Origin of the sequence: Hephaestia sp. MAHUQ-44, from assembly GCF_023806085.1 — a bacterium.
GTDB lineage: Bacteria > Pseudomonadota > Alphaproteobacteria > Sphingomonadales > Sphingomonadaceae > Sphingomonas.
Genome location: NZ_JAMSLX010000005.1, coordinates 1 through 21,748 on the forward strand (window position 1 = coordinate 1; position 21,748 = coordinate 21,748).

General features: G+C 65.5%; 13 protein-coding genes. 2 read left to right on the forward strand and 11 right to left on the reverse strand.

The window, feature by feature from the left end; genetic code table 11:
* Positions 1–232: 232 nt before the first annotated feature.
* The 3 genes from NFE57_RS06650 to NFE57_RS06660 all read right to left on the reverse strand — a co-directional run bounded on the left by NFE57_RS06650 (position 233) and on the right by NFE57_RS06660 (position 2,130).
* Complete coding sequence (locus NFE57_RS06650; RefSeq protein ID WP_382279814.1) at positions 233–772, reverse strand: hypothetical protein; 540 nt, start codon at positions 770–772, stop codon at positions 233–235.
* Between the two features lie 225 nt (positions 773–997).
* On the reverse strand, positions 998–1,261 hold the full coding sequence (locus NFE57_RS06655; RefSeq protein WP_252134800.1) for a hypothetical protein: 264 nt from the start codon (positions 1,259–1,261) through the stop codon (positions 998–1,000).
* A gap of 122 nt (positions 1,262–1,383) precedes the next feature.
* Entirely contained in the window at positions 1,384–2,130 is a 747-nt protein-coding gene (locus NFE57_RS06660) for a Bax inhibitor-1/YccA family protein (protein ID WP_252134801.1), read from the reverse strand.
* 103 nt (positions 2,131–2,233) lie between these two features.
* On the opposite strand from NFE57_RS06660, the gene thpR reads away from it, so the two are divergent.
* Positions 2,234–2,791 (forward strand): RNA 2',3'-cyclic phosphodiesterase, encoded by a 558-nt coding sequence (gene thpR, locus NFE57_RS06665; RefSeq protein ID WP_382279817.1) that lies wholly within the window; start codon positions 2,234–2,236, stop codon positions 2,789–2,791.
* A 4-nt stretch (positions 2,792–2,795) separates the two neighbouring features.
* On the opposite strand, the gene NFE57_RS06670 is transcribed toward thpR, so the two are convergent.
* Together NFE57_RS06670 and dnaE are read right to left on the reverse strand one after the other, a co-directional pair.
* Positions 2,796–4,388 (reverse strand): long-chain fatty acid--CoA ligase, encoded by a 1,593-nt coding sequence (locus NFE57_RS06670; protein ID WP_252134802.1) that lies wholly within the window; start codon positions 4,386–4,388, stop codon positions 2,796–2,798.
* A gap of 32 nt (positions 4,389–4,420) precedes the next feature.
* Complete coding sequence (dnaE, locus tag NFE57_RS06675) at positions 4,421–7,918, reverse strand: DNA polymerase III subunit alpha (protein WP_252134803.1); 3,498 nt, start codon at positions 7,916–7,918, stop codon at positions 4,421–4,423.
* Between the two features lie 112 nt (positions 7,919–8,030).
* Between dnaE and NFE57_RS06680 the strand changes: the two genes are divergently transcribed.
* Positions 8,031–8,585: an HdeD family acid-resistance protein gene (locus tag NFE57_RS06680; protein ID WP_252134804.1), complete on the forward strand. Its 555-nt coding sequence runs from the start codon at positions 8,031–8,033 to the stop codon at positions 8,583–8,585.
* 36 nt (positions 8,586–8,621) lie between these two features.
* Here NFE57_RS06680 and NFE57_RS06685 read toward each other — a convergent pair whose 3' ends face one another.
* The 6 genes from NFE57_RS06685 to NFE57_RS06710 form a co-directional block, all read right to left on the reverse strand.
* Positions 8,622–9,014: a response regulator gene (locus tag NFE57_RS06685; RefSeq protein ID WP_252134805.1), complete on the reverse strand. Its 393-nt coding sequence runs from the start codon at positions 9,012–9,014 to the stop codon at positions 8,622–8,624.
* Positions 9,015–9,080: 66 nt separating this feature from the next.
* A complete protein-coding gene (locus tag NFE57_RS06690) occupies positions 9,081–11,600 on the reverse strand; it encodes an ATP-binding protein (RefSeq protein ID WP_252134806.1) in 2,520 nt (839 codons plus the stop codon).
* Positions 11,601–11,635: 35 nt separating this feature from the next.
* Complete coding sequence (locus NFE57_RS06695) at positions 11,636–13,072, reverse strand: EAL domain-containing protein (RefSeq protein WP_252134807.1); 1,437 nt, start codon at positions 13,070–13,072, stop codon at positions 11,636–11,638.
* Between the two features lie 527 nt (positions 13,073–13,599).
* The gene (locus NFE57_RS06700; RefSeq protein ID WP_252134808.1) at positions 13,600–15,072 is read right to left on the reverse strand and encodes a flavin-containing monooxygenase; all 1,473 of its coding nucleotides are present in this window, start codon (positions 15,070–15,072) and stop codon (positions 13,600–13,602) included.
* Positions 15,073–15,237: 165 nt separating this feature from the next.
* The gene (locus NFE57_RS06705) at positions 15,238–19,464 is read right to left on the reverse strand and encodes a translocation/assembly module TamB domain-containing protein (protein WP_252134809.1); all 4,227 of its coding nucleotides are present in this window, start codon (positions 19,462–19,464) and stop codon (positions 15,238–15,240) included.
* Positions 19,464–21,605 carry an autotransporter assembly complex protein TamA gene (locus tag NFE57_RS06710; RefSeq protein WP_252134810.1) on the reverse strand — a complete coding sequence of 714 codons (2,142 nt, stop codon included), beginning with the start codon at positions 21,603–21,605 and terminating at the stop codon, positions 19,464–19,466. Before NFE57_RS06710 ends, NFE57_RS06705 begins: the two co-directional genes overlap by 1 nt.
* Positions 21,606–21,748 lie beyond the last annotated feature (143 nt).

Sequence of the window (21,748 nt, forward strand, 5' to 3'; positions counted from 1 at the left end):
TCACGCAGGTCCATCGAATAAGGTCGCGCCATGCTCGCTGGCCTCCATGCCCAGCCAGCATCTTGAATCACATCTATACGCCCTCGTGAATCCCCTATCGATTCAATCCCACGTCATCCCGCTCTAATAGAAGCGGGCCGACTCTGGATTATCCTTTTTTTGCTGGCATTTCCGAGTCGCCAGATGATTCCATCCGGCTCGAAATCACGCCAACCGCCCGGCGGCCAGCCGCTCAGTTGGCGAGCGGTGCGGTGTCGATTTTCTCGACCCAGCTCGGGAAGAAGGCCGGTGCCCGCGTCGACCAGCCCGACGCGGTTGCGGCGGCTTCGCTGATCGACTGCAACAGCGTCCGCCGCAGATCGGGGTGGAGGTGCGGCAAGGTCGCCGCCGCGCAGAACGCCGCGGGCAGCCACGGCCGCACATCGGCGCCCAGCAACCGCTCATACAGGAAGCGATAGGCCGAAAAACCCGTCAACCGCCCCTGCCCCAGATCGAATGCGCTCACCGTCACCAACGGCGCCATGAACGGCTCGACTGCATCGAGGCCGCTATCTTCGGGGATCATCAAGCGCAATTCGGCAAGCCGCTCGTAGAGCCGCGCCTGTGCGCGAATGCTCGCTGCCTCGACGATGTCGCGCGACCAGCGCGCCAGCGCATCCTCGCGATCGAGCCCGATATCGAGCGCGCGCCGCACATAGCGCTGGGTCGCCGCGCTGAAGCCCGCGAATTCCTTCATTTCCGCCAGCGCCATCGCGCCTCTGGCCTGCTTCATCTGCGATCCCATAGCGTCACCCCGCCCGATCAATTACCGGTCGATCATGCGCGCTCATGGTTAACAGGCCCCTTAACGCACGCGTCGGCCAGTGTTCAGAAAGGAATCACAGAAGCCGCACCGTGGCAACGATCGTTGCGACAGATAGCGGATCGGGGGCGGAAATACCCGGTCGCTGCGGCCAACGCGCAACAGCCGACGCCTCCAGAGCGCGTGACGGCGGGCTTACTGGTCTTTGCCTTTGGCGCGTTTGTGCTCGGCCTCTGCGTCATAGCCCGACGACGGCGCCGGTTCGTGGCTGTGGACGGGCTGGGTCGACGATGGCGGATCGGAGGCGTCCATCGATTGATCGAGCGCGGTATCGAGCCGGGCATCCTTGCTTTCGGGATTGCGTTTGAGCCGGCGCGCGATCGATTCGTCCTGCCCGGCGTCGGCCTGAGGATGCGGCGGCCTGCCGCCTGCCTTGGTGCCGGTCGTGTCGTCGCTCATCGCTACTCTCCTGATACTACCCCAAGAACGAGCGGGGACGAGCGGCGTTCCTCGCCCCGGGCGCAACGAAAAGGGCCCGGCAGTCGCCTGCCGGGCCCTTCCTTGTCTCATTCCCTGACCGATCAGCTGCGGTTGCTGCCGAACAGACGAAGGAGGAACAGGAACATATTGATGAAGTCGAGATACAGGCTGAGCGCGGCCATGATGACAACGCGGCCTTCCATCTCGGTGCCCGCGACCTGCGCGTACATGCTCTTGGTGCGCTGCGTGTCATATGCCGTCAGGCCGGCAAACAGCAGCACGCCAACGAAGCTCACCACCAGATCGAGCGCGCTCGACTGGAGGAACAGGTTGACGAGCATCGCGACGATCAGGCCGACCAGCCCCATGATGAGGAACGTCCCCATCGCCGACAGGTCCTTCTTGGTCGTGTAGCCGTACAGGCTCAGCCCGGCGAACGCCGCGGCGGTGGCGAAGAATGCCTGCGCGATCGATGTACCCGAATACTGAAGGAATACGGTCGAGAGCGACAGACCCATCGCCACCGCGAAGCCCCAGAACATCAGCTGCAGCGTGCCGGTCCGCATCCGCGCCTGGCCGAAGCTCATCGCGAACACGAAGCCCAGCGGGGCAAGCATGATGACCCAGGCCAGCGGCCCGCCATTCATGATAATATTCGCCGCCGGCGAATTGACCCCACCGCGTGCGAACAGCATCGCGATGATGCCCGTCAGCAACACGCCCGAGGTCATATAGTTATAGACCGACAGCATGTATGAACGCAGACCCGCATCATACACATCGGTCTGGACACCGGCGGCCGTCCGGTAGGGCGCGGCGCTCTGCCGGGGGTCGGACCAGTTTGCCATTCGTAAAACTCCTTTGCCCGGCATAGAGGCCGGATGTGTCGAATATCGTCGGTCGGCGGCCGCTTTTCAAGCAAAACCGGTTGTCCCGGCATAACGGCGCCCTATGCTCGGGCGGACCATGCATCGCCTGTTCGTCGGTCTCCGTCCGCCCCCGCACATCCGCGCCGATCTGCGCGCGGCAATGGGCGGCGTGCAGCGCGCGCACTGGCAGGATGACGACCAGATTCATCTTACGCTGCGCTTCATCGGTGCGGTCGATCGCCCGGTCGCCGAGGATGTCGTCGCGGCGCTCGACGCGGTTCATGCTCCCGCGATTTCTGCGACGATTTCGGGCGTCGGCTGTTTTGAAACGCGCGGCCGCACCGACGCGCTCTGGGCCGGGCTGGCGCCCAACGATCCGCTGGCGGCGCTCCACACCAAGGTCGATCATGCGCTGGTCCGCACGGGGCTGGAACCCGAACGCCGCGCCTGCCGGCCGCACATCACGCTGGCCCGTCTGCCGCGTTCAGCCACGGATACACCCGACATCGTCCGTTTTCTCGATCGGTACGCGGGCCTCGCGAGCGCGCCGTTCGCCTTTACCCACCTGACCTTGTTCGAAAGCCACCTCGGGCACGACGGCGCGCGCTACACCCCGATCGAACGCTGGCCGCTCGGCTGACGCCTCAGGTCGCGAATCGATACTCCCTGAACTGCTCGCGCAGCGCGGTTTTCAGCAATTTGCCGGTCGCGGTGTGCGGCAGATCGTCGACGAACACGATGTCGTCGGGCAGCCACCATTTGGCGACTCTCGCGGCCAGATGCTCGCGGATCTGCACGCTCGTCACGTCGCTCCCCTTGGCGCGGACGACGACCAGCAGCGGTCGCTCGTCCCATTTCGGGTGCGCGACGCCGATCGCCGCGGCCTCGGCAACGCCGGGGCAACCGACCGCGGCATTTTCGAGCTCGACCGAACTGATCCATTCGCCGCCCGATTTGATCACGTCCTTCGATCGATCGGTGATCTGCATCGTGCCGTCGGGGTGCAGTACCGCGACGTCGCCGGTGTCGAACCAGCCCTCGGGGCACAGGCAATCGCCGCCCTCGTCCTGAAAATAGCGTTTGATGACCCATGGCCCGCGCACTTCAAGCCGCCCCGCGCTCACGCCGTCGCGCGGCAGCACGACACCCGCATCATCGACCACGCGCAATTCTACCCCGAACGGCACCCGCCCCTGTTTGGAAACCTGATCGAGCTGCTGCTCGAACGAGAGATCGTCCCAATCGGCGCCACGCGCGCCCATCGTGCCGATCGGCGAGGTTTCGGTCATCCCCCAGGCGTGGTTGACGCGTACCCCCATCCGCATCAACCGCTCGATCATCGCGCGCGGCGCCGCCGATCCGCCGATCGTCACCAGATCGAGATATTCCGGCGCGCGGCCGGTGGCGTCGATATGCTGGAACATCGCCATCCACACCGTTGGCACGCCCGCCGAATGGGTGACCTTTTCGTCGTTCATCAGATCGCACAGTACTTGCGCGTCGTTGACCGCGGAAAAGACGAATTTGACCCCCGCTCCCGCCCCGGCGAACGGCAGGCCCCAGGCGGCGGCGTGGAACATCGGCACCACCGGCAGCACCACCGACCGCATGTCGATATCAAATACCGAGGGCTGAATCTCGACCAGCGCGTGGAGCACCGACGAGCGGTGCGAATAGAGCACGCCCTTGGGGTTGCCCGTCGTCCCGCTGGTGTAGCAGAGCATGCACGGGTCGCGCTCGCCGCCCTCGATCCACGCATAATCCCCGGTTTCGGCATCGACGAGCGTCCGGAATCCGTCCGCGCCGTCGCCATCCATGACGATATAATGCTCGATCGATGTCCAGCGCGACCGCAACCGATCGACGATCGGCTGAAAGGCGCGATCGTAGAGCAGCACCCGATCCTCGGCATGGTTGGCGATATAGACCAGTTGGTCATCGAACAGACGCGGGTTGATGGTGTGGATGATCCCGCCCATCCCGATCGCACCGTACCAGGCGGCGAGGTGATGGCCGTGGTTCATCGCCAGCGTCGCGATCCGATCACCGGCGTTGCAGCCCAGCCGTTCAAGCACCTGGGAAAGCTTGCGCGCATCGGCAGCGATTCCGGCCCAGTCGGTGCGGCTTTCGCTGCCATCGGCCCAGCGGGTCACGATCTCGCGTCGCGCGTGTTCGCGTGCGGCATGATCGAGCAGGCGCGGCACGCGCAGCTCGAAATCCTGCATCTCTCCCAGCATCTTCTCCCCTCCCGCCCCTCGTCGGCGAGAGGCTATCCTGCCCGCGCGCGCCTCACTTCTGCGGGCATGAACGCGAACCCGGTGATACCGTGCATTGCTTCGAGCGCGCCCGCAAGCTCGGCATCGAGCAGGAAGTCACTGCCGAGCACCACTGTCGCCATACCGCCATCGGGCAGGCTGGCGCGCAACCGGATTTCGCCGCGCCCACCCCGCGCGCCCGCCACCAGCGCCGCGATCTGACGCACCGTGGCGGGATCGTCGACCGCGCAATCGATCACCATCCGCGCGGCCGTCGCCAGCCCCTCGAACGGCTGAAGGCGCTTGACGGTGACGCGCGGCGTTTCCTCGCCCGCGCGACGGTCGAGCTCGACCGTCAGCAGCCCGCACGCGCCCGATTTGGCCGCGGCCTCGAGATCGGCAGCAACCGCATCGTCGAAACAGGTCGCGATGAACTGCCCGGTCGAATCGGATAGCGTCGCCATCAGATAGCGCCGGCCGCGCGCCGAGGTGCGCCAGCGTGCATCCTCGACCAGCGCCGCCATCGTCGCGCCGGTGCGCTGCCCTTCGGCAATCGGCAAGTCGCCAAGCGCGGCATAATCGCGCGCGCCGTGCATCCGGGCGAGCAGCCGGTGGCGATCGACCGGATGTGCCGAGAAATAGAAGCCGAAGCCTTCCTTTTCCTGCTCCATCCGTTCGGCCAGCGTCCAATGCGCACTCGCCAGCGGCGTGATCGCGGCTTCCTCGACCGCGCCTTCGCCGCCGAACAACCCGCCCTGCCCGCTCGCGCGCTGCTCGTGGAGCCGGGCCGCGGTGGCAAGCACCGTCTCGACCACCGCGACGATGCCCGGCCGGTTGGCAACGATCGTATCGAACGCGCCGCCCGCGGCCAGCGTTTCGAGTTGGCGTTTATTGAGCAATCGCGGATCGACGCGACGCGCGAGATCGCTCAACGACGCGAACGGCCCGCCCGCGCGGCGTTCGGCGACCAGTTCCTCCATCGCCCGTTCGCCCACCCCCTTGAGCGCGGCGAGCGCATAGCGCACTGCATAGCCGTCATCGTGCGGCTCGACCGAAAAATTGGCCTCGCTCGCATTGAGATCAGGGCCGAGGCAGGCGACGCCCAGCCGGCGCATATCGTCCACGAACACGCTCAATTTGTCGGTCAGCGCCATGTCGAAGCTCATCGACGCGGCGTAGAATTCGGCCGGGTGATGCGCCTTGAGCCACGCTGTCTGGTACGTCAGCAGCGCGTAGGCCGCGGCGTGCGACTTGTTGAAGCCATAGCCGGCGAACTTGTCGATCAAATCGAACAATTCGTTGGCCTTGTGCGCCGTGATATTGTTGGTTTTCGCGCATCCCTCGACAAAGATCGCGCGCTGCGCGTCCATCTCGGCCTTGATCTTCTTGCCCATCGCGCGGCGCAGCAGGTCGGCGCCGCCGAGCGAATAGCCCGCCAGGATCTGCGCAGCCTGCATCACCTGTTCCTGATAAACGAAGATGCCGTAGGTTTCCTTGAGGATGCCTTCGAGCAGCGCGTGCGGGTATTCGATCTCCTCATGGCCGTTCTTGCGGCGGCCGAACATCGGAATATTGTCCATCGGCCCCGGCCGATAGAGCGCGTTGAGCGCGATGATGTCCTCGAACACCGTCGGCTTCACCGCCGACAGCGTGCGCCGCATCCCCTCCGATTCAACCTGGAACACCCCCACCGTGTCGCCGCGCTGGAGCAGTTCGAACACCTTGGCATCGTCCCATGCCAGCGCCTCGAGATCGACCGCGACCCCGCGTCTGGCGAGCAGTTCGACCGCCATCTTGAGCACCGACAGCGTCTTGAGCCCGAGGAAGTCGAACTTCACCAGCCCCGCGCCCTCGACATATTTCATGTCGAACTGCGTCACCGGCATGTCCGAGCGCGGATCGCGATAGAGCGGCACCAACTCGCTCAACGGGCGATCGCCGATCACGACGCCCGCGGCATGGGTCGAGCTGTGGCGCGGCAGCCCCTCGAGCTTCATCGCGAGGTCGAGCAGGCGCCGCACCCCCTCGTCGCCCTTATATTCCGCCGCCAGTTCGCTCACGCCGTTGAGCGCGCGTTCGAGCGTCCACGGATCGGCCGGCAGGTTGGGCACCAATTTGGCGAGCCGATCGACCTGGCCGTAGCTCATCTGGAGCACGCGGCCGGTGTCCTTGAGCACCGCGCGCGCCTTCAGCTTTCCGAACGTGATGATCTGCGCGACCTGATCGCGGCCGTATTTCTCCTGGACGTAGCGGATCACCTCGCCACGCCGCGTTTCGCAGAAATCGATGTCGAAATCGGGCATCGACACGCGTTCGGGGTTCAGGAACCGCTCGAACAGCAACCCGAGCTTCAAGGGATCGAGATCGGTGATCGTGAGCGACCAGGCAACCACCGAGCCCGCCCCCGAGCCGCGCCCCGGCCCCACCGGAATATCGTGATCCTTCGCCCATTTGATAAAATCGGCAACGATCAGGAAATAACCCGGAAAGCCCATCTGGATGATGATGCCGAGTTCGAATTCGAGCCGCGTGCGATACGCCTCGCGCTGCTCATCGGTGAGCGGCTGGCCCGCGAGCGCCTCGATCTTGGCGAGCCGCTTCTCAAGCCCGGCGCGCGCATCCTCGCGCAGCTTGGCCGCCTCCCCCTCACGATCGCCCGCGAGGCTCGGCAGGATCGGTTTGCGCTTCGGCGCCGCGACCGCGCAGCGTTGCGCGACGACCATCGTGTTGGCGATCGCCTCGGGCAGGTCGGCGAACAGTTCGCGCATATCGCGCGCGGGCTTCATCCACGCATCGGGCGACGATCGCGGCCGATCCTCGCTCGCGACGTAGCTCGAACTGGCGATGCACAGCAGCGCATCATGCGCCTCGCCGAAATCCCTGTCGACAAAGCAGCACGGATTGGTCGCAACCAGCGGCAAGCCGCGATCGTAGGCGAGATCGAGCAACAGCGGCTCGGCACGGCCTTCGACGTCGTCGAGCCGCCGCGTCAGTTCGACATAAAGCCGATCGCCGAACAGCGCCTGCAACCGATCGGCATAGGCATAGGCGCGATCGAACTGTTCCTCGGCGAACAGGCGGGCGAGCGCGCCTTCGCGGCCCGCGGTGAGCGCGATCAGCCCGTCGCTATGGCTTTCGAGATCGGCAAACGACACATGCGCGGGCAGTTCGATCGGGCGGTCGAGATGCGCGCGGCTGACGAGCGCGCAGAGATTGTCATACCCCGCCTTGTCCTGCGCATAGAGCGCGAGCCAGTCGAGCGGCGCTTCCACACCTTCGGGCATGTCGGGGCGGCGCACCCCCACCATCGCACCGATGATCGGCTGCACCCCCGATGCCTTGCACGCGTCCGAAAACGCCATCGCCGCATACAGCCCGTTGCGATCGGTCAGCGCGGCGGCGGGAAAGCCCATTTCCTGCGCGCGCTTGGCGATCTGCTTGGGCTCGATCGCTCCATCGAGCATCGTATAGGACGAGAAGATTCGAAGCGGGACGAACGCGGAATGAGGCATGGCCGTCACTATGCAGGCTGGGGCCGATTCGGGGAACCATCTTCGGCGTCTTTCATGCCGTGGAACCGCTGGATGATCCGTATCGTTGGCGCTCTGTAAGGAGCGATGCGCGATGACCGAGACGATGGCACAGGGCAAAATGCCGACGAGCGCGGGCTGGGGATGGCTGCTCGCTTATGGCATCCTGTCGCTGGCATTGGCCGTGATGGCGTTCATCTGGCCCTTTTCGGCGACGATCGCGGCGACGCTGATCGTGGGCACCTTCTTCATGGCCGCCGGGCTGGTCTCGATCGGCGCAGGGATTTTCGGCGGCGTGCGCGACGGGCGCGGCTATGCGATCGCGTTCGGCCTCGTCTCGCTGATCATCGGGGCGATCATGGCGTTCGAGCCGATGACGGGCGCGCTGTCGTTGACGCTGCTGGTGGTGTTCTGGCTCGGCGTACGCGGGCTGCTCGAACTCGTCTGGGGAATCAGGATGTCCGCGCATCGCGGCTGGATGATCGCGCTCGGCCTCGTCAACCTGCTGCTCGCGCTGCTGGTGTTGGCGACAATTTCATGGTCGGCGATGACGCTGCCGGGCTATATCCTCGGGCTGAGCTTCCTGATCGCGGGGATCGTCGAAATCGCCCGTGCTCGCGCCCACCGCGCGCACGCGCAGACGTTTTAGGGTTTGTTTCGGTTACGGCACCGGAACAAATCCCCTTCAGCCGATCACCCCGCCGTCGGGCGCACCGCGGGCCATCAGCCGGCCGATCGCTTCGAACAGCGAATCCATCGCAACCGGCTTGAACAATACTTCGTCGGCGCCCGCCTCGATGCACTGCGCGCGCAGATCGGGGGCGGTATCGGCGGTGACGACGATGATCGGGATCGTCGCCTTGGCATCGTCGCGGGCCCGAATGTGGCGAATGGCGCTCAGCCCGTCCATGCCCGGCATCCGCAGATCGACCAGCGCGACATCGAAATCATGTTGTTCGACCAGCGCGAGGCCCGCTTCGGCATCCTCGGCACCGATCATTTCGGCGCCTGCCACATCAAGCATGTCCTTGACGACGCGACGATTCATCGCGTCATCTTCGATGAAGAGGACGTTCATGCGCTTCCGTCCAAGCCACGGGCGGATTGTTTCGGTACTGAACTCATTGCTGCGAGCGTTATCTTCTCATGCCGCGTGGGACACAATAGTCCCCTTGCGGATATCGGTTTCAAGGCGCCCGGAGGCGGGGAACAGGCGATCGCGCAGTGCGGTTCCGGCGATCGGCTTGTCAATGACTGTATCAACTCCGATCTCGCTGCACACCAGCTTCGTGGAATCATTAGCACGCCGAAGCAGCGCCGTCTTGGTTCGATGCGACATCGCGGTGGCACTGAAGCCGCGGAGCACTGCCGCGAGCGGCCCGGCATCGGCAGCGGTATCGTCATCGACGATCGCAAGGCCGATCGGCCGCGTGGCCAGCAGCCGCTCGGCATCGGCGATCGATCCTGCAACCTCGACCCACGGCACGCACGGTTCGAACAGGGTGCGCATCATGCTGCGCGTGATCGGGTTGCGCTCGACGATCAGCAGCCCGTGCTCATGTTCCTCGGCATAGGCTGCGGCCGGGGGCGCTTCGGCTTCGATCAGCGGCAGATCGACGGTAAAGGTCGATCCCTCGCCGGGCACGCTTTCGACCCGCACATCGCCGCCCATCGCGCGTGCGAGGTTGCGGCAAATCGCCAGCCCCAACCCGGTGCCGCCGAACCGCCGCGTCGTCGATGCGTCGGCCTGACGGAACGATTCGAAGATCGTGCCCATCACGTCGGGTTCGATTCCGATCCCGGTATCGCTGACGTCGATCAGAACGCGACGATCCTCTCCCACGCCGGTCACCCGCGTTGCCAGGACAATCCGACCCTGCGCGGTGAATTTGAACGCATTGCCGAGCAGATTGAACACGATCTGGCGCAGCCGCGCGGCGTCGCCGATCACGAAGGCCGGGCAACCGTTCAGATCGAGCACGAAATCAACGCCCTTCGCGCGTGCCTGGTCCTCCCACACCCGCGCCACATCGCGCAGCGCGGCGCGCATATCCATCTCGGCCTGCTCGATCGTCATGTGACCGGTTTCGATCTTGGCAACATCGAGAATATCGTCGACCAACGCGCGCATCGTGATTCCGGCGCCATGGACGACCTCGATCCGGTCGCGCATCTCATCGCTCAGTTCGCGATCGGCGAGCATCACCTGCGTCATGCCGAGGATGCCATTGAGCGGGGTACGGATCTCGTGGCTCGTCGTCGCCAGGAATTCGGTCTTGGCGACGAGTGCTTTGGCCAGCGCAGTATTCGATTGCGCCAGATCGACGTTGGCCGCGCGCACCTGATTGCGGCTGCGGCGGATCGTCATCAGACTGATCGACAGCACCGCCAACAGGATCAGCGTCGCCACCGCGACGCCGACGAAGATGATCCGCTGAAAGCGTGCGCTCTCGCGTTCATATTGAACGCTGCGCCTGAGTTCCTCGGCCTTGAGCTGCGTGATCCGGAGGTTCTGGTTGGTATAATCGAACCGCGCCGCCATCAACGCGGTGTTGGTCGAGGCGGCGAGTTGCGCGGTCTGGTCGTCGAGCCGCTTCAGCGCCTCGAGATGGTCGAGCGCGCGGGCCTCGTCGCCATCGGCCTTGTAAATCCGGTACGCGGTCTCGTGGAGATCGCGATAGGCCAGCGTCGAACTGTCGCGATCGACCTTGGCGAGCGCCTGATCGATCAACCGCCGCGCGCGATCGAGACGGCCCTGCCGCTGCGCCAAAGTCGCCGAAATGCCCAGAAACTGAGCGCGTGCAACCGCATCGCCGTCCGAACCCGCCAGCGCAAGCCCGCGCTCGATCGCGCGCGCCGCGGCGTCCAGATCGCCCAGTTCGATTTCGGTGCGTGCCATGTTGCGCAGGATGCGGCCCTGTTGCGACCGGCTTTCCATTTTCTCGGCGAGCGTCAGCGCCTGCTGGAATTGCGCCAGCGCTTCGGCACCGCGCTCCATCTGTTTCAGTGCATTGGCGCGATTGTTGTAGATCGCGAGCAGCAGGCTGGGATCGGCCTGATAGGCATCCAGCGCCTGATCGTAATAGCGTAGCGCGGTCTCATTATCGTTGGCCTCGCGATAGAGCGAGGCGATCGACAGCAAGGCAATCGCCTGGCTGCGCTGTTCGCCGATGGCGTGGAAGATGCGATAGGCGTTGTGATAGGCCGCCAGCGCCGCGGCGACGTCGGGAATGGCGGTGTCGATCCCGCCGCGCGATAGCTGGATGTCGCCCTGCAGCTTGGTCGGCTCGCTGCGCCGCCCGACCGCCAGCCAGGCACGGTCGATCATCGGCTTGGCCCGATCGATTTCGTTGAGCCGGACATAGGCTTCGCCCGCGAGCCAATAAGCGGTTGCCTTGGCGATCACCCGATCGCGGATGGCCGGGTCTTGCGCGGCCAGCGTCTCCGCCGTCCGGGCGAGTTCCACCGTGCGATGCGGACTCGACAGCATATTGGCTTTGGCGTCGGCGATCACCGCGTCAAACGCCGCGCTCCCGCTATGCTCGGCGGGCGGTGCGTCGGCGGCGAGCGCAGGCTGAAGCGCACACCCCAACAGGGCGAGCACACCCAGCACACGCACCAGCGTGAGACGAAGCGAATGACCGCGCATACCCTCGATTGCCACGACGAGCGTTAACTCCTCGCTAAGAAGGCGTCGCGTCAGGCGCGTTTCCAGAAGCTGGCGGGGCGAACGAAGGTATCGCGGGGGTCGACCAGTCGCTCGGGGTCGTTGCCGCCGTCGAGGAATTGGCGCAGCGCGTCGAAGGCGATCGGCCGGCTGATCAGGAAGCCTTGCGCGATGTCGCACCCCATCACCGACAGCAACGCCAGCGCGGCCTGCGATTCAACCCCCTCGGCGGTCACTTCCATCTCAAGCGCGTGCGCGAGATCGATCGTCGAGCGGACGATCAGCGGATCGCGGTTGCTGCTGGTAAGCTGCAGCACGAACATCTTGTCGATCTTGAGCTCGCGCGCCGGCAATTGTTTCAGATATGCGAGCGACGAGAGCCCGGCGCCATAATCGTCGATCGCAATCGGAATGCCGATCTCGGCGAAGCGCCGCAAATGGCCGATCGCGGTGTCGGGATCGCGGATCACCGAGGTTTCGGTAATCTCGAACCCGATCCGCGCGCCCGATTCGGACACCAGTTCGCACGCTTCCTCGACGAACGCGGTATCGGCGAGGAGTTGCCCCGAAATATTGATCGACAGCACGATATCGTGCCCATGACGCGCCAGCCGTTGCTGGTCCTCGATCACCTGGCGCAGCGTCCACAGCGTCAGCGCTCCGATCTCGCGCGCTTCCTCTGCCACTTCGATGAAATCGCCGGGCAGGATCAGCCCACGGGTCGGATGCTGCCAGCGTACCAGCGCCTCGGCGCCAGCGACCTGCTGACGCCGCAGATGGAGCTTGGGCTGATATTGCAGGAACATCTCGCCGCGCGCGAGGGCGTCCTTGAGTTCGCGGGTCAACGTCAGCCGGTCGAACGCCGGCGTGCCGCGCGACAGATCGCGCAGCACCATGCGCTGCTCGGCGCGCGCGACGGCAAGCGCCTCTTCGGCTTCCTCGATCAGCCGGGTTTCTTCGAGATGGCGCACCTGCCCCATCGCCGCGCCCCACAGCAGATCGACGCGATGCGGCTCGCCATCGACGACCACGGGCGCCTCAAACGCCGCCGCAAGATCGGCGAGCACGGCTTCGGCCTCGGCCAGCCCACACACATCGACCGTGACCTCGATCAGCGTGCGCCCGACCGCCACGGCGTGCGCGCCGTCGATGCGGATCGAGACCCGCTCGACCAGATCATCGATCAGGCGATCGGCGCGCGGTGTGCCGACCAGGCGACGCAGCGCCGCAAAATTGGTGATGTCGCCAAGGCACAGCAGCCGCCAGCCGACGAACGGCAGGTCGATCATCTTGTCCCGGGTCATGCCGCGCGACGGCGACAGGCAGATGCCCGAATAACGCGGGCGCCGCGATCGCGCCGCCGGCGCAGCGTCCGTTTCCGCGGCGGTCGGCGCTGCCGACGCCAGCAGAGCATGCTTGCGACGCGCCGTAGCGGCGAGGGTCGATTCGCGGGCGTGCGAGCGGATCATCCTGGCAACCTATCGACCCATCTCTAAAGGAACCTTTAACCGCAAAAATGGCCACCGGCGTGGCGCCGAAAGCCTTCTCCATCCTTCTGATTGCGCTATCGTTAAAATTCCGGTAACGATTCCTAACGCTCCGTTGAGCGTGAATCTGAAGGGAGATTTCACAATGGCGAGCATGTTTTTTGTGGTCACGCACGGCGAAGACATTCGTCCCTGGTAACCAGTTCTGATCCGGGAAGCGCTTGATTCAGCCGATTTTCAGCGTTTCAGGCGCTCCCGGATCAACCTTTCGGCCCCGTCAACGCACGGGTCGCCACCCGCCCGGAAGATTTTCCGACGCGTTTTTGCTGGCTGATGTCGCCGATTCGTTCCTCTCGATACCGAGAGGATTTTTTCGTAATTTATGAATATTGCCGCGCGACTGGTAACGATCGCGCGGACGGTTGTTGCGCGCCGGCAGGCGTCAGCGCCCCATCTCCGGCTGGCGGAGCGTGTCGTCGAGCGTGTCGCTCAACAATCGGCGTGGCTGTTCAGTCGGCCACCACGGATGAGGGTTCGGGGTTCGAAAATTCCATCGAGCTATCGACCGATCCGAATTTGAGCGCCATCAGATCGAGCGCGTAATTCTGATGGAGCTTCCACGGCTTGCGATCGCCCTGCCTGGGCAATTTATCGAGCGCGCGCTGGACATAGCCCGAGGTGAAATCGAGGAAGGGCACTTCCCCCACCTCCTCGCCGATCCGCGGCGTCGCCTGCCGCACCTTGCGCGCCGCCATCGTGTTGAGCAGCCGGCAGACATAGCCCGCGGTCAGATCCGCCTTCAGCGTCCAGGAGGCGTTGGTATAACCGAAAGACGACGCCAGATTGGGCACGTTCGAGAACATCATGCCCTTGTAATTGAGCGTCTTCGCGATGTCGGTCGGTACGCCGTCGATCGTGAAGGCGATGTCACTCAACAATTGCATTTCGAGCCCGGTCGCGGTCACCACGATATCGGCCGCGATCTCGGCGCCCGAGGCCAATCTGATCCCGGTCTCGGTGAAAGTTTCGATCGTGTCGGTCGCAACCGATGCACGCCCCTCGCGGATCGCAACGAACAGATCGGCATCGGGCACCAGGCACAGCCGCTGATCCCACGGATTGTAGCGCGGCGTGAAATGCGTGCCGACATCGTAATCGGCGCCAAGCTCGTTCCGTACCATATCGATGATCCGCGCCTTGACCTTGGCGGGCTTGCGGCGCGCAAGCTTGTAGAAATACATGCCGAACAGCACGTTGCGCCAGCGCACCAGCCCATAAGCGAGCTTGGCGGGCAATTTGGCGCGCAGCCAGTTAGCCAGCCCATCCTCGGCGGGGCGCGACACGACATAGGTCGGCGAGCGCTGGAGCATCGTCACGTGCGCGGCCTGCTTCGCCAGTTCGGGCACCAGCGTCACCGCGGTCGCGCCCGATCCGATCACCACCACCTGCTTGCCCGCATAATCGAGATCGTCGGGCCAGAATTGCGGGTGGACGATACGGCCATGGAAGCGATCGGTGCCGGCCAGTTCGGGCGTATGGCCACGCGCGTAATTATAATAGCCCGCGCACATGAAGAGAAAATTGCAGGTGAATTCGATCGCCTCGCCCTCGCGCCCACGGGCTTTCAGCGTCCAGCGCGCATCCACGGTCGACCACGACGCCGCCTCGACATGGGTGTCGAACCGGATGTGCGAGTCGATCGCGTTCTCGCGCGCGGTCTCACGGATATAGTTGAGGATCGACGGCCCGTCGGCGATCGCCTTGGCTTCGGTCCACGGCTTGAAGGCATAGCCGAGCGTGTACATGTCCGAATCGGATCGGATACCCGGATAACGGAACAGATCCCACGTCCCGCCGATCACGCCGCGACTTTCGAGGATACGATAGGTCCGGCCAGGACAATTCGCCTGAAGATGGCGGGCCGCGCCGATGCCTGAAAGCCCGGCGCCGACAATGATCACATCGACATGTTCGCTAGCCATCCATACCGTATATTCAGTTTTGATGTGCAACGCAAAGCCAATCGGCCCCTCGTCATGCCGGACTCGTTCCGGCATCCAACCAGCCACGAACGTTACCGATTGGGGCGCGCTGAACCCCGAAACCCCTGCTTACGCAGGGGCAGGCAAGGCCGGGGTGACGTCGTATCAATAATCCTTCTTGTACCGCACCGTCACGTTCGACCCGCCGAACGACCCGGTCTGCGACAGCACGCTCAGCGCTTTCGTCAGCGCGATCTCGAGCTGGGTCGCGGTGAAGCCGCGCGCGTCGGTGATGATCTCGATATAGATATCGTCGGTCAGATATTTGCCCGCCGCGAGCGCCGTCCCGCGCCCGCTCGCCTCATCCGCGCCGAGGATCCGCAGCCGGTCGATCCCGGTCGCCGAGCGCAACGTACCGAGCGGATTGAGCCCGCCGCCCGATCCGCGCAACGAGTTGAGCGCCGCGGCAAGCTGAATCGCCTCGGTCGCCGACAGATTTTCCGGCGAACTGCCGAACAGCAGCCTGCTCAGCACCTCGTCCTGCGGCAGCGCCGGGGTCGAGGTGAAGGCGATATGCGGGTCCTGCGCGCTGCCGGTGATCGCGATCGTCGCGTTGATGTCCTCCTGCTCGGTGGTCGCGGCGATGTCGATCTGCGGGTTGGTCCATGCGCCCCCCTCGAACCGGACGATGCCGTGATCGACATCGAACCGCTTGCTGGCAAACGAATAGGTGCCGCGCACGATTTCCAGCGTCCCGGTGATGCGCGGATTGGCGGTGGTCCCGCGCACCTGCACATTGCTCTTCCATTCGGATTCGAGCCCCATCCCCGAAACGAAGATGCGGTTATCCGCCTTGACGTTGATCCGCAGGCGGAAACGGCTGGGCACGCCGGTCTGGCCCGTATCCGCGACGTGCGGCGGCGCCCCCTTGCGGCGCACGCCCTGAAGCTCGGGCACCTCGGCCGCGCCTTGCCGGATGATCTTGTAGCGCGCCTCGGGGATCGTCAGATCACCCTCGATCAACCCGCGATTGGCGGCGGTATTGGTGATATGCAGCGTGCCGGTCGCGGTCGCGCCCAGCGCGTCGCTCTCGGCGAGCTCGGCCTTGTCGAGCCGGGCGGTGATGTCGATCGGGAAGCCGCTGTCGGCCGCGAAGCCCACCGATCCTTGCGCCTGAACGCTGCCCTCACCCGCGCGCGCCTGCAACGTCGTGATCTCGAGCCGGCTCGAGGTGAAGCGACCTTGTAGCTTCATATTGGTCAGCCGCGTGCCGTAGGTGTCGTTGACGTACGTCAGATTATCGGCGCGCACGATGCCGTTGACCTCGGGCGCGCGCAGCCGCCCCGAGAAGTCGACCCCAACCGCGATCGGCCCCGTCACCCTTTGCCCCGGCAGCGCGGCAAGACTGAACAGCATCCCCGACGGTCCGCTATAGCGGAGGCCGCCCGATAGCGGCGCGCCCATCAGCCGCTCGGTCCACGATCCCGCACCCGGCGGCAACGGGGAGAGCCGTGCGACCATCCGGCCGATCGTCGTCGGGCCGCGCTTGAACAGCGCGCGCGCGTCGCCGCCTTCGGGCAACAACCGGCCGTTGAACACGATATCGACCGGTGTCGAGACCGTCGCGATCCCCGATCGCGTGAAATTGGTGATGTTGAGCCGCGCATCCATCGCGGGGAAGGTCGCTGCATCGGGCTGGCTGAAATCCAAGCTGCCCGTGGCGGCACCGCCGATATCCAGATTGGGCACAAAGGCGTTGAGGATCGACAGATCGAGCCGATCGAGCCGCGTCTGCACCGCCATCCCCTTGCCATAGGTGCCCGCGAGCCGCAGCGAGCCCTTGTCGAAATCGACCCGCGTCGGCGCCAGCCGATAGGCGCCGCCGGTCGCGGTGATATGCGCCGGATTGGCGGTCGCGAAGTCGATCCCGCTCGCCATCCCCTTGAGCGCGACGACATAATCGTTCGGCTTCAACCGCGCATTGGCCGCGATCCGGAAGGGCACGCCGTTCGACCCATTGGCGACGATCTGCGCCGTGCCGTTGCCCCCGCGATAATTGATCTTCGCCCGCGCCGCCGCGATCGTCGTCACCCCGTAACGAAGATCGGCGACCTGCGCGTCGGCAACGATCGACGGCGCTGCGGGATAAAGGATCGCGGTGCCGGTGACGATCGCGCGCCCAATCGTGAAATCGACCGCGCCGGGAATCTTCGCGGCATAAGCGCGCGCGTTGAGATCGGCGCGCTGGACATCCCCTGCCGCGGCGAGTTGCACCCGCCCATTCAGCCCCGAGCCCGCAAAGTCGAGCGCCCCCGCAAACGGCCCGGCCGGTGTCTGCTGGACGCGGCCGTGGAAATCGACGCCCGCGAACAGCAATTTGTTGACGTCCACCGTCAGCGCGTTGCCCGGCCGCACCAGCACATCGGCGCTGAACGGGCCATAATCGGTCCCCCCGGCCGCGCTCACCGCATAAGCATTGCCCGTCCCGCGCACCCGCGCCTCGAGATCGACCAGCCCGACGCCCACCCCCGGCCGCGGCGCACGCAGCAGCACCAGCGGCGCCGTCACCGTTCCCGTCACGCGCGCGGTGATCGGTCCGTACTGGGTCGACATCGCATTGGCATTGAACAGAATGCCGCCCGCCGGATCGTACCGTCCGCTGCCCGAGGTGATCCTGAATTGCGGCGCGTTCAATCGCAGCCGCTCGAAAGTGACGATCCCTTCGGGGCTGTACCCCAATTCGGTCGCCACGGTCGCATTGCCGCCCAGGAAGCCCCGCACCCCTTCATTGAAGATCTGCGAGGTCCGCGCCACCACGCGCCCTGCGATCCCGAACCCGCCTTTGGCACCGGGCACCAGATGCGCATCGGTCGTCAGGTTGACGATGCCAATGCTCTCGATCCGGTAATCGTTGACGCGGCCCTTGAGCGCGCCGGTATAGCGCCCGGTCGCAACGTTCGCGGCGATGATCGCGGTCGCGTCGATCCTGTCCGATCGGATCTTGAGATTGTCCGACAGGATCTGCGGCCCGGTAATCGCAAGATCGCCATTGACCCGCACGTTGGTAAGCAGCCCGCCCGCCGCCGCGTTGAGCCCGCTCACCCGCTTCGCGCGCGCATCGATCGGGATCAGGATGCGATCGGCATCGACCCGCGCCAGCCCGCTGGCATAGACCTGCTCGACCACGGTATCGCCAAAGCCGACCGCCGCGGCACGCACGACATAGTTCACGGTGGGCGTCGCCATCGGCCCGTCAAGCGCGAGGCTCGCCATCACATCGCGGCCGCGCAGATTCTCCGCGATCGCCCCCGGCGTCAGCAGTCGCGCATCGACGCGGACATTGTCGAACCGGCTGTTGCCGAAATCGATCAGCCCCTGCCCCGCCACCGCCAGCGCGTCCGAGCGCAGCCGCATCTGCGTATCGGCCTTGCGTTCGTTGAGCGTGGTATCGAGCGCGATATCGAGTTGCGGCGCGGTCAGCCGCTCGACCGGCCCCGCCATGTAGAGCCCCGGATGCGCATTGCCGCGCACCTTGATCGCCCCCTCGCGCGACGCGAGGTCGAGGTCGATCAGTGACGCGCCGTCCAGCGTCGCCACCGCCTTGCCGGCCCACGCTTTCCAGTCGCCGCGCCCGGAAAGCGTGAAGGTCAGCGGTTTCTTGACGCCCGTATAGCCCGCAACCGCCCCGTTGGCGGGGGCGACCAGCCGCACGTCGGCGGCCAGCCGGTTCGCGTCGGGCACCGCATCGAGCACGACCTTGAGCCGGTCGCCCCCCACCGTATCGGCGGTGTTCAGCGTCGCGGCATCGACGTTCAACTGCGCGCGCCGATCGGCGATATGCGCGTCACCGGCGACACGCAGGACGCGCTTGGCACCGGTGAAGCTCGGCGCGAGCACGAAGCGATCGATCTTCAAGCGATCGACGTCGATATCGATGTCGGGAAGCAGCGGCGCGTTTTCCTGCGTCGGCTGCACGATGAACTCAGGCGATCGCTGCAACGTCACCAGCGGGCTGGTGAATGCGCGCACATCGATATGATTGTTCAGATAGGCGAACGGCCGCCAGTCGATCGCGAGCCGCGGCGCGGTCATGAACACGCCCTTGGGATCGCGCACGCGCACGTCGCGCAGCACCATCCGGCCGTAGATCGAGCCCTCGATCCGCCCGACCTGCACGTTGAGCCCGGTCGCGGTGGTATAGGCGCCGATCTGGTTGACGAGGAAGCGCTTGCCCGGCCCGGTATTGAGCCCGAACACGATCGCCGCCGCCAGCGCGAGCAGCCCCAGCACCGGGATCGCGATCCACTTAAGCACGCGCACCCACAGCGGCCGTTTCCCGACGACCACCGGTTCGGTCGCCCCCCCATCGTCGATCGGTTCGTCGCCGGCCATCAGAACGCCTGCCCGATCGAGATATAGAGCGCGATCCGGCCATCCCCCGGCCGTGGGTTGAGCGGCGTTGCGACATCGATCCGGAGCGGCCCGAAATTGGTATAATAACGCGCGCCGATCCCGGCGCCGAAGCGCAGGTCGGACCCCTTGGGGAAGGTGCTTTCATAGGCATTGCCCGCATCGACGAACGGCACGATCCCGAAATTGCCGAACCGATAGCGCGCCTCGAGCGCGAATTCGTTGATGCTGCGCCCGCCCACCGGATCGCCATTGGGATCGAACGGCCCCAGCCGCTGATAGCCGTAACCGCGCACCGATCCGCCGCCGCCGCCGTAATAGCGCCGCGAGGGCGCGAGGTCGTCACGATCGATCCCCTGGATCGATCCCGCGCGCACGCGCCCCGCGATCGTCAAACTGTCGGTCACCGGATAATAAGTGCTCGCCTCGATCAGCATACGCGCATAGGGCCGCACCGCCCCGCGCACCGACGTCTCCGGGCTCAGGCTCAGCTTGAGGCGGTAGCCGGTCGTGGGGTTCATCAGATCGTTCGAGGTATCGAACTCCACCTGCCCCGGCAGCGCGAGGATGCCATAGGTGCCACGCTTCCGCTCGCCGACGTTGAAATTATACACGCTTTCGTTGGTGCCGATCAGGTCGACGCCATAAGAATAGGTCAGCCGCTTCTGCCAGATCGGCGTCGAATCGTAGCTCCACCGCGCCGACAGCGTGCCGGTGAACGCGTCGAACGCATCGTAATTGGAATGGTCCGCCCGCGCGATCAGCGAAAAGGTCTTGTCGCGCTGCCCGGCGTTCGATCGCCGGAAGGTGAGGCCTGCGCCCTGCTGCTGCGTGCCGAGGATACCATCACCGATCAGCGCGCCTTCGGGCGGGAACAGGTTGCGGTGCGTCCAACTCCCGCGGATCTGGAAACCCTCGCCGGTATTGTAACCGATCGCCCCCGCCAGCGTGCGCGGCGGCCCGGCATTCTGCCGTACGAGCAGATCGACCCGTTCGGTGCCGTCAGGACCGGCCTCGTGGCTGCGCCGCGGGATTACCGACACGGTCGAAAACAGCCCCGTCGCCACCAGCGCATCGCGCAGATCGTCGACCTTGCGGCTATCGTAAAGCTCGCCCGTCTCGAACCGCTTGAGCAGGTCGACATGAGCGGCATCGAACGCGAGATCGCCGCGCGTCGAAATCGTCCCGAACGACGATCGCGGCCCGGTATCGACCGGCAGCGTATAGTCGCCAAGATAGGTCTCGTCGTCGAGCAGGATATCGCGCGTGCCGATCTTGGCGAAGGGATACCCCATCTGCGGCAGTTTGAGGCTGACATTGGCCTCGGCGCCCTGCACCCGATCGGCCTCGATCGGATCGCCCGTCTTGAGCGGCAGATTGGCGCGGATCAGGTCGGGCGGCACCGTCGGTTCGGCCTTCACCGTGATCGCGCCCAGTTTGTAGAGAGGCCCCGGCGTCGCCGACAGCGTCACCAGCACGCGGCCCGGCGTGCTCGGCACCTGGCCGATCGTCGCGATCGCGCTGGCATCGTAATAACCGCGCGCCTTCATGATCCGGACCGCGAGCGCCTCATCCTCGCGCGCGCGCGCCGCGATCATTGCCCCGTTGGCAGCCTTGCCACCGCCCTCCTTGAGCGCGGAAAGCCCGCGGAATTCGCTCTCGGCGTCGATCTCGTCGAGTCCCTGCACAACCATATCGTAAGGAATCCCGGCCGATGTCCGATCGCCGCCCTCGCCCGCAATCTCGGCCGGCGGGGTCGCATCGAACACCGCAAGCGGCGGCAGCGGCTGGGCCAGTTCGGAATCCTGCGCGGGCGCCGTGCCGAGATCGCCCTGCCCCGCGGTAGCGACCGTCCCCGGCGCCTGCGCCTGCGGTTCGTCGAGCGCGGGCATTGCCTCGAGCGGCGCGTTCAGATCGTCCGACAGCGGCGGCAGCGCGTCCTCGAACGTGGCGTCGGGAATGATCGGGGCGGTCGCCTGTGGGGCACCTTCCTCGGGCGTGGTCTCCGCGACCGGGGGCGCTCGGCCGGAATCGACGCGATCGGGGCTGACCTGCGCGAACGCCGCCATCGGGACCATCGACACGCCCGCCAACGCTGTAATCGCGAAACCCCTGAACCCCACGCTTGCTCCATTTTGCCGCCAGCGGCCCGCGCGCACGCGACCAATCCCTGTTCGCGCCTGCAACGAGCGAAGCGTGTTTTCGCTCCTCAGGCAAGTGCAAAACGTTGAAATCGGCTCCTCCCGCGCCGCACGCGGATGAGAAA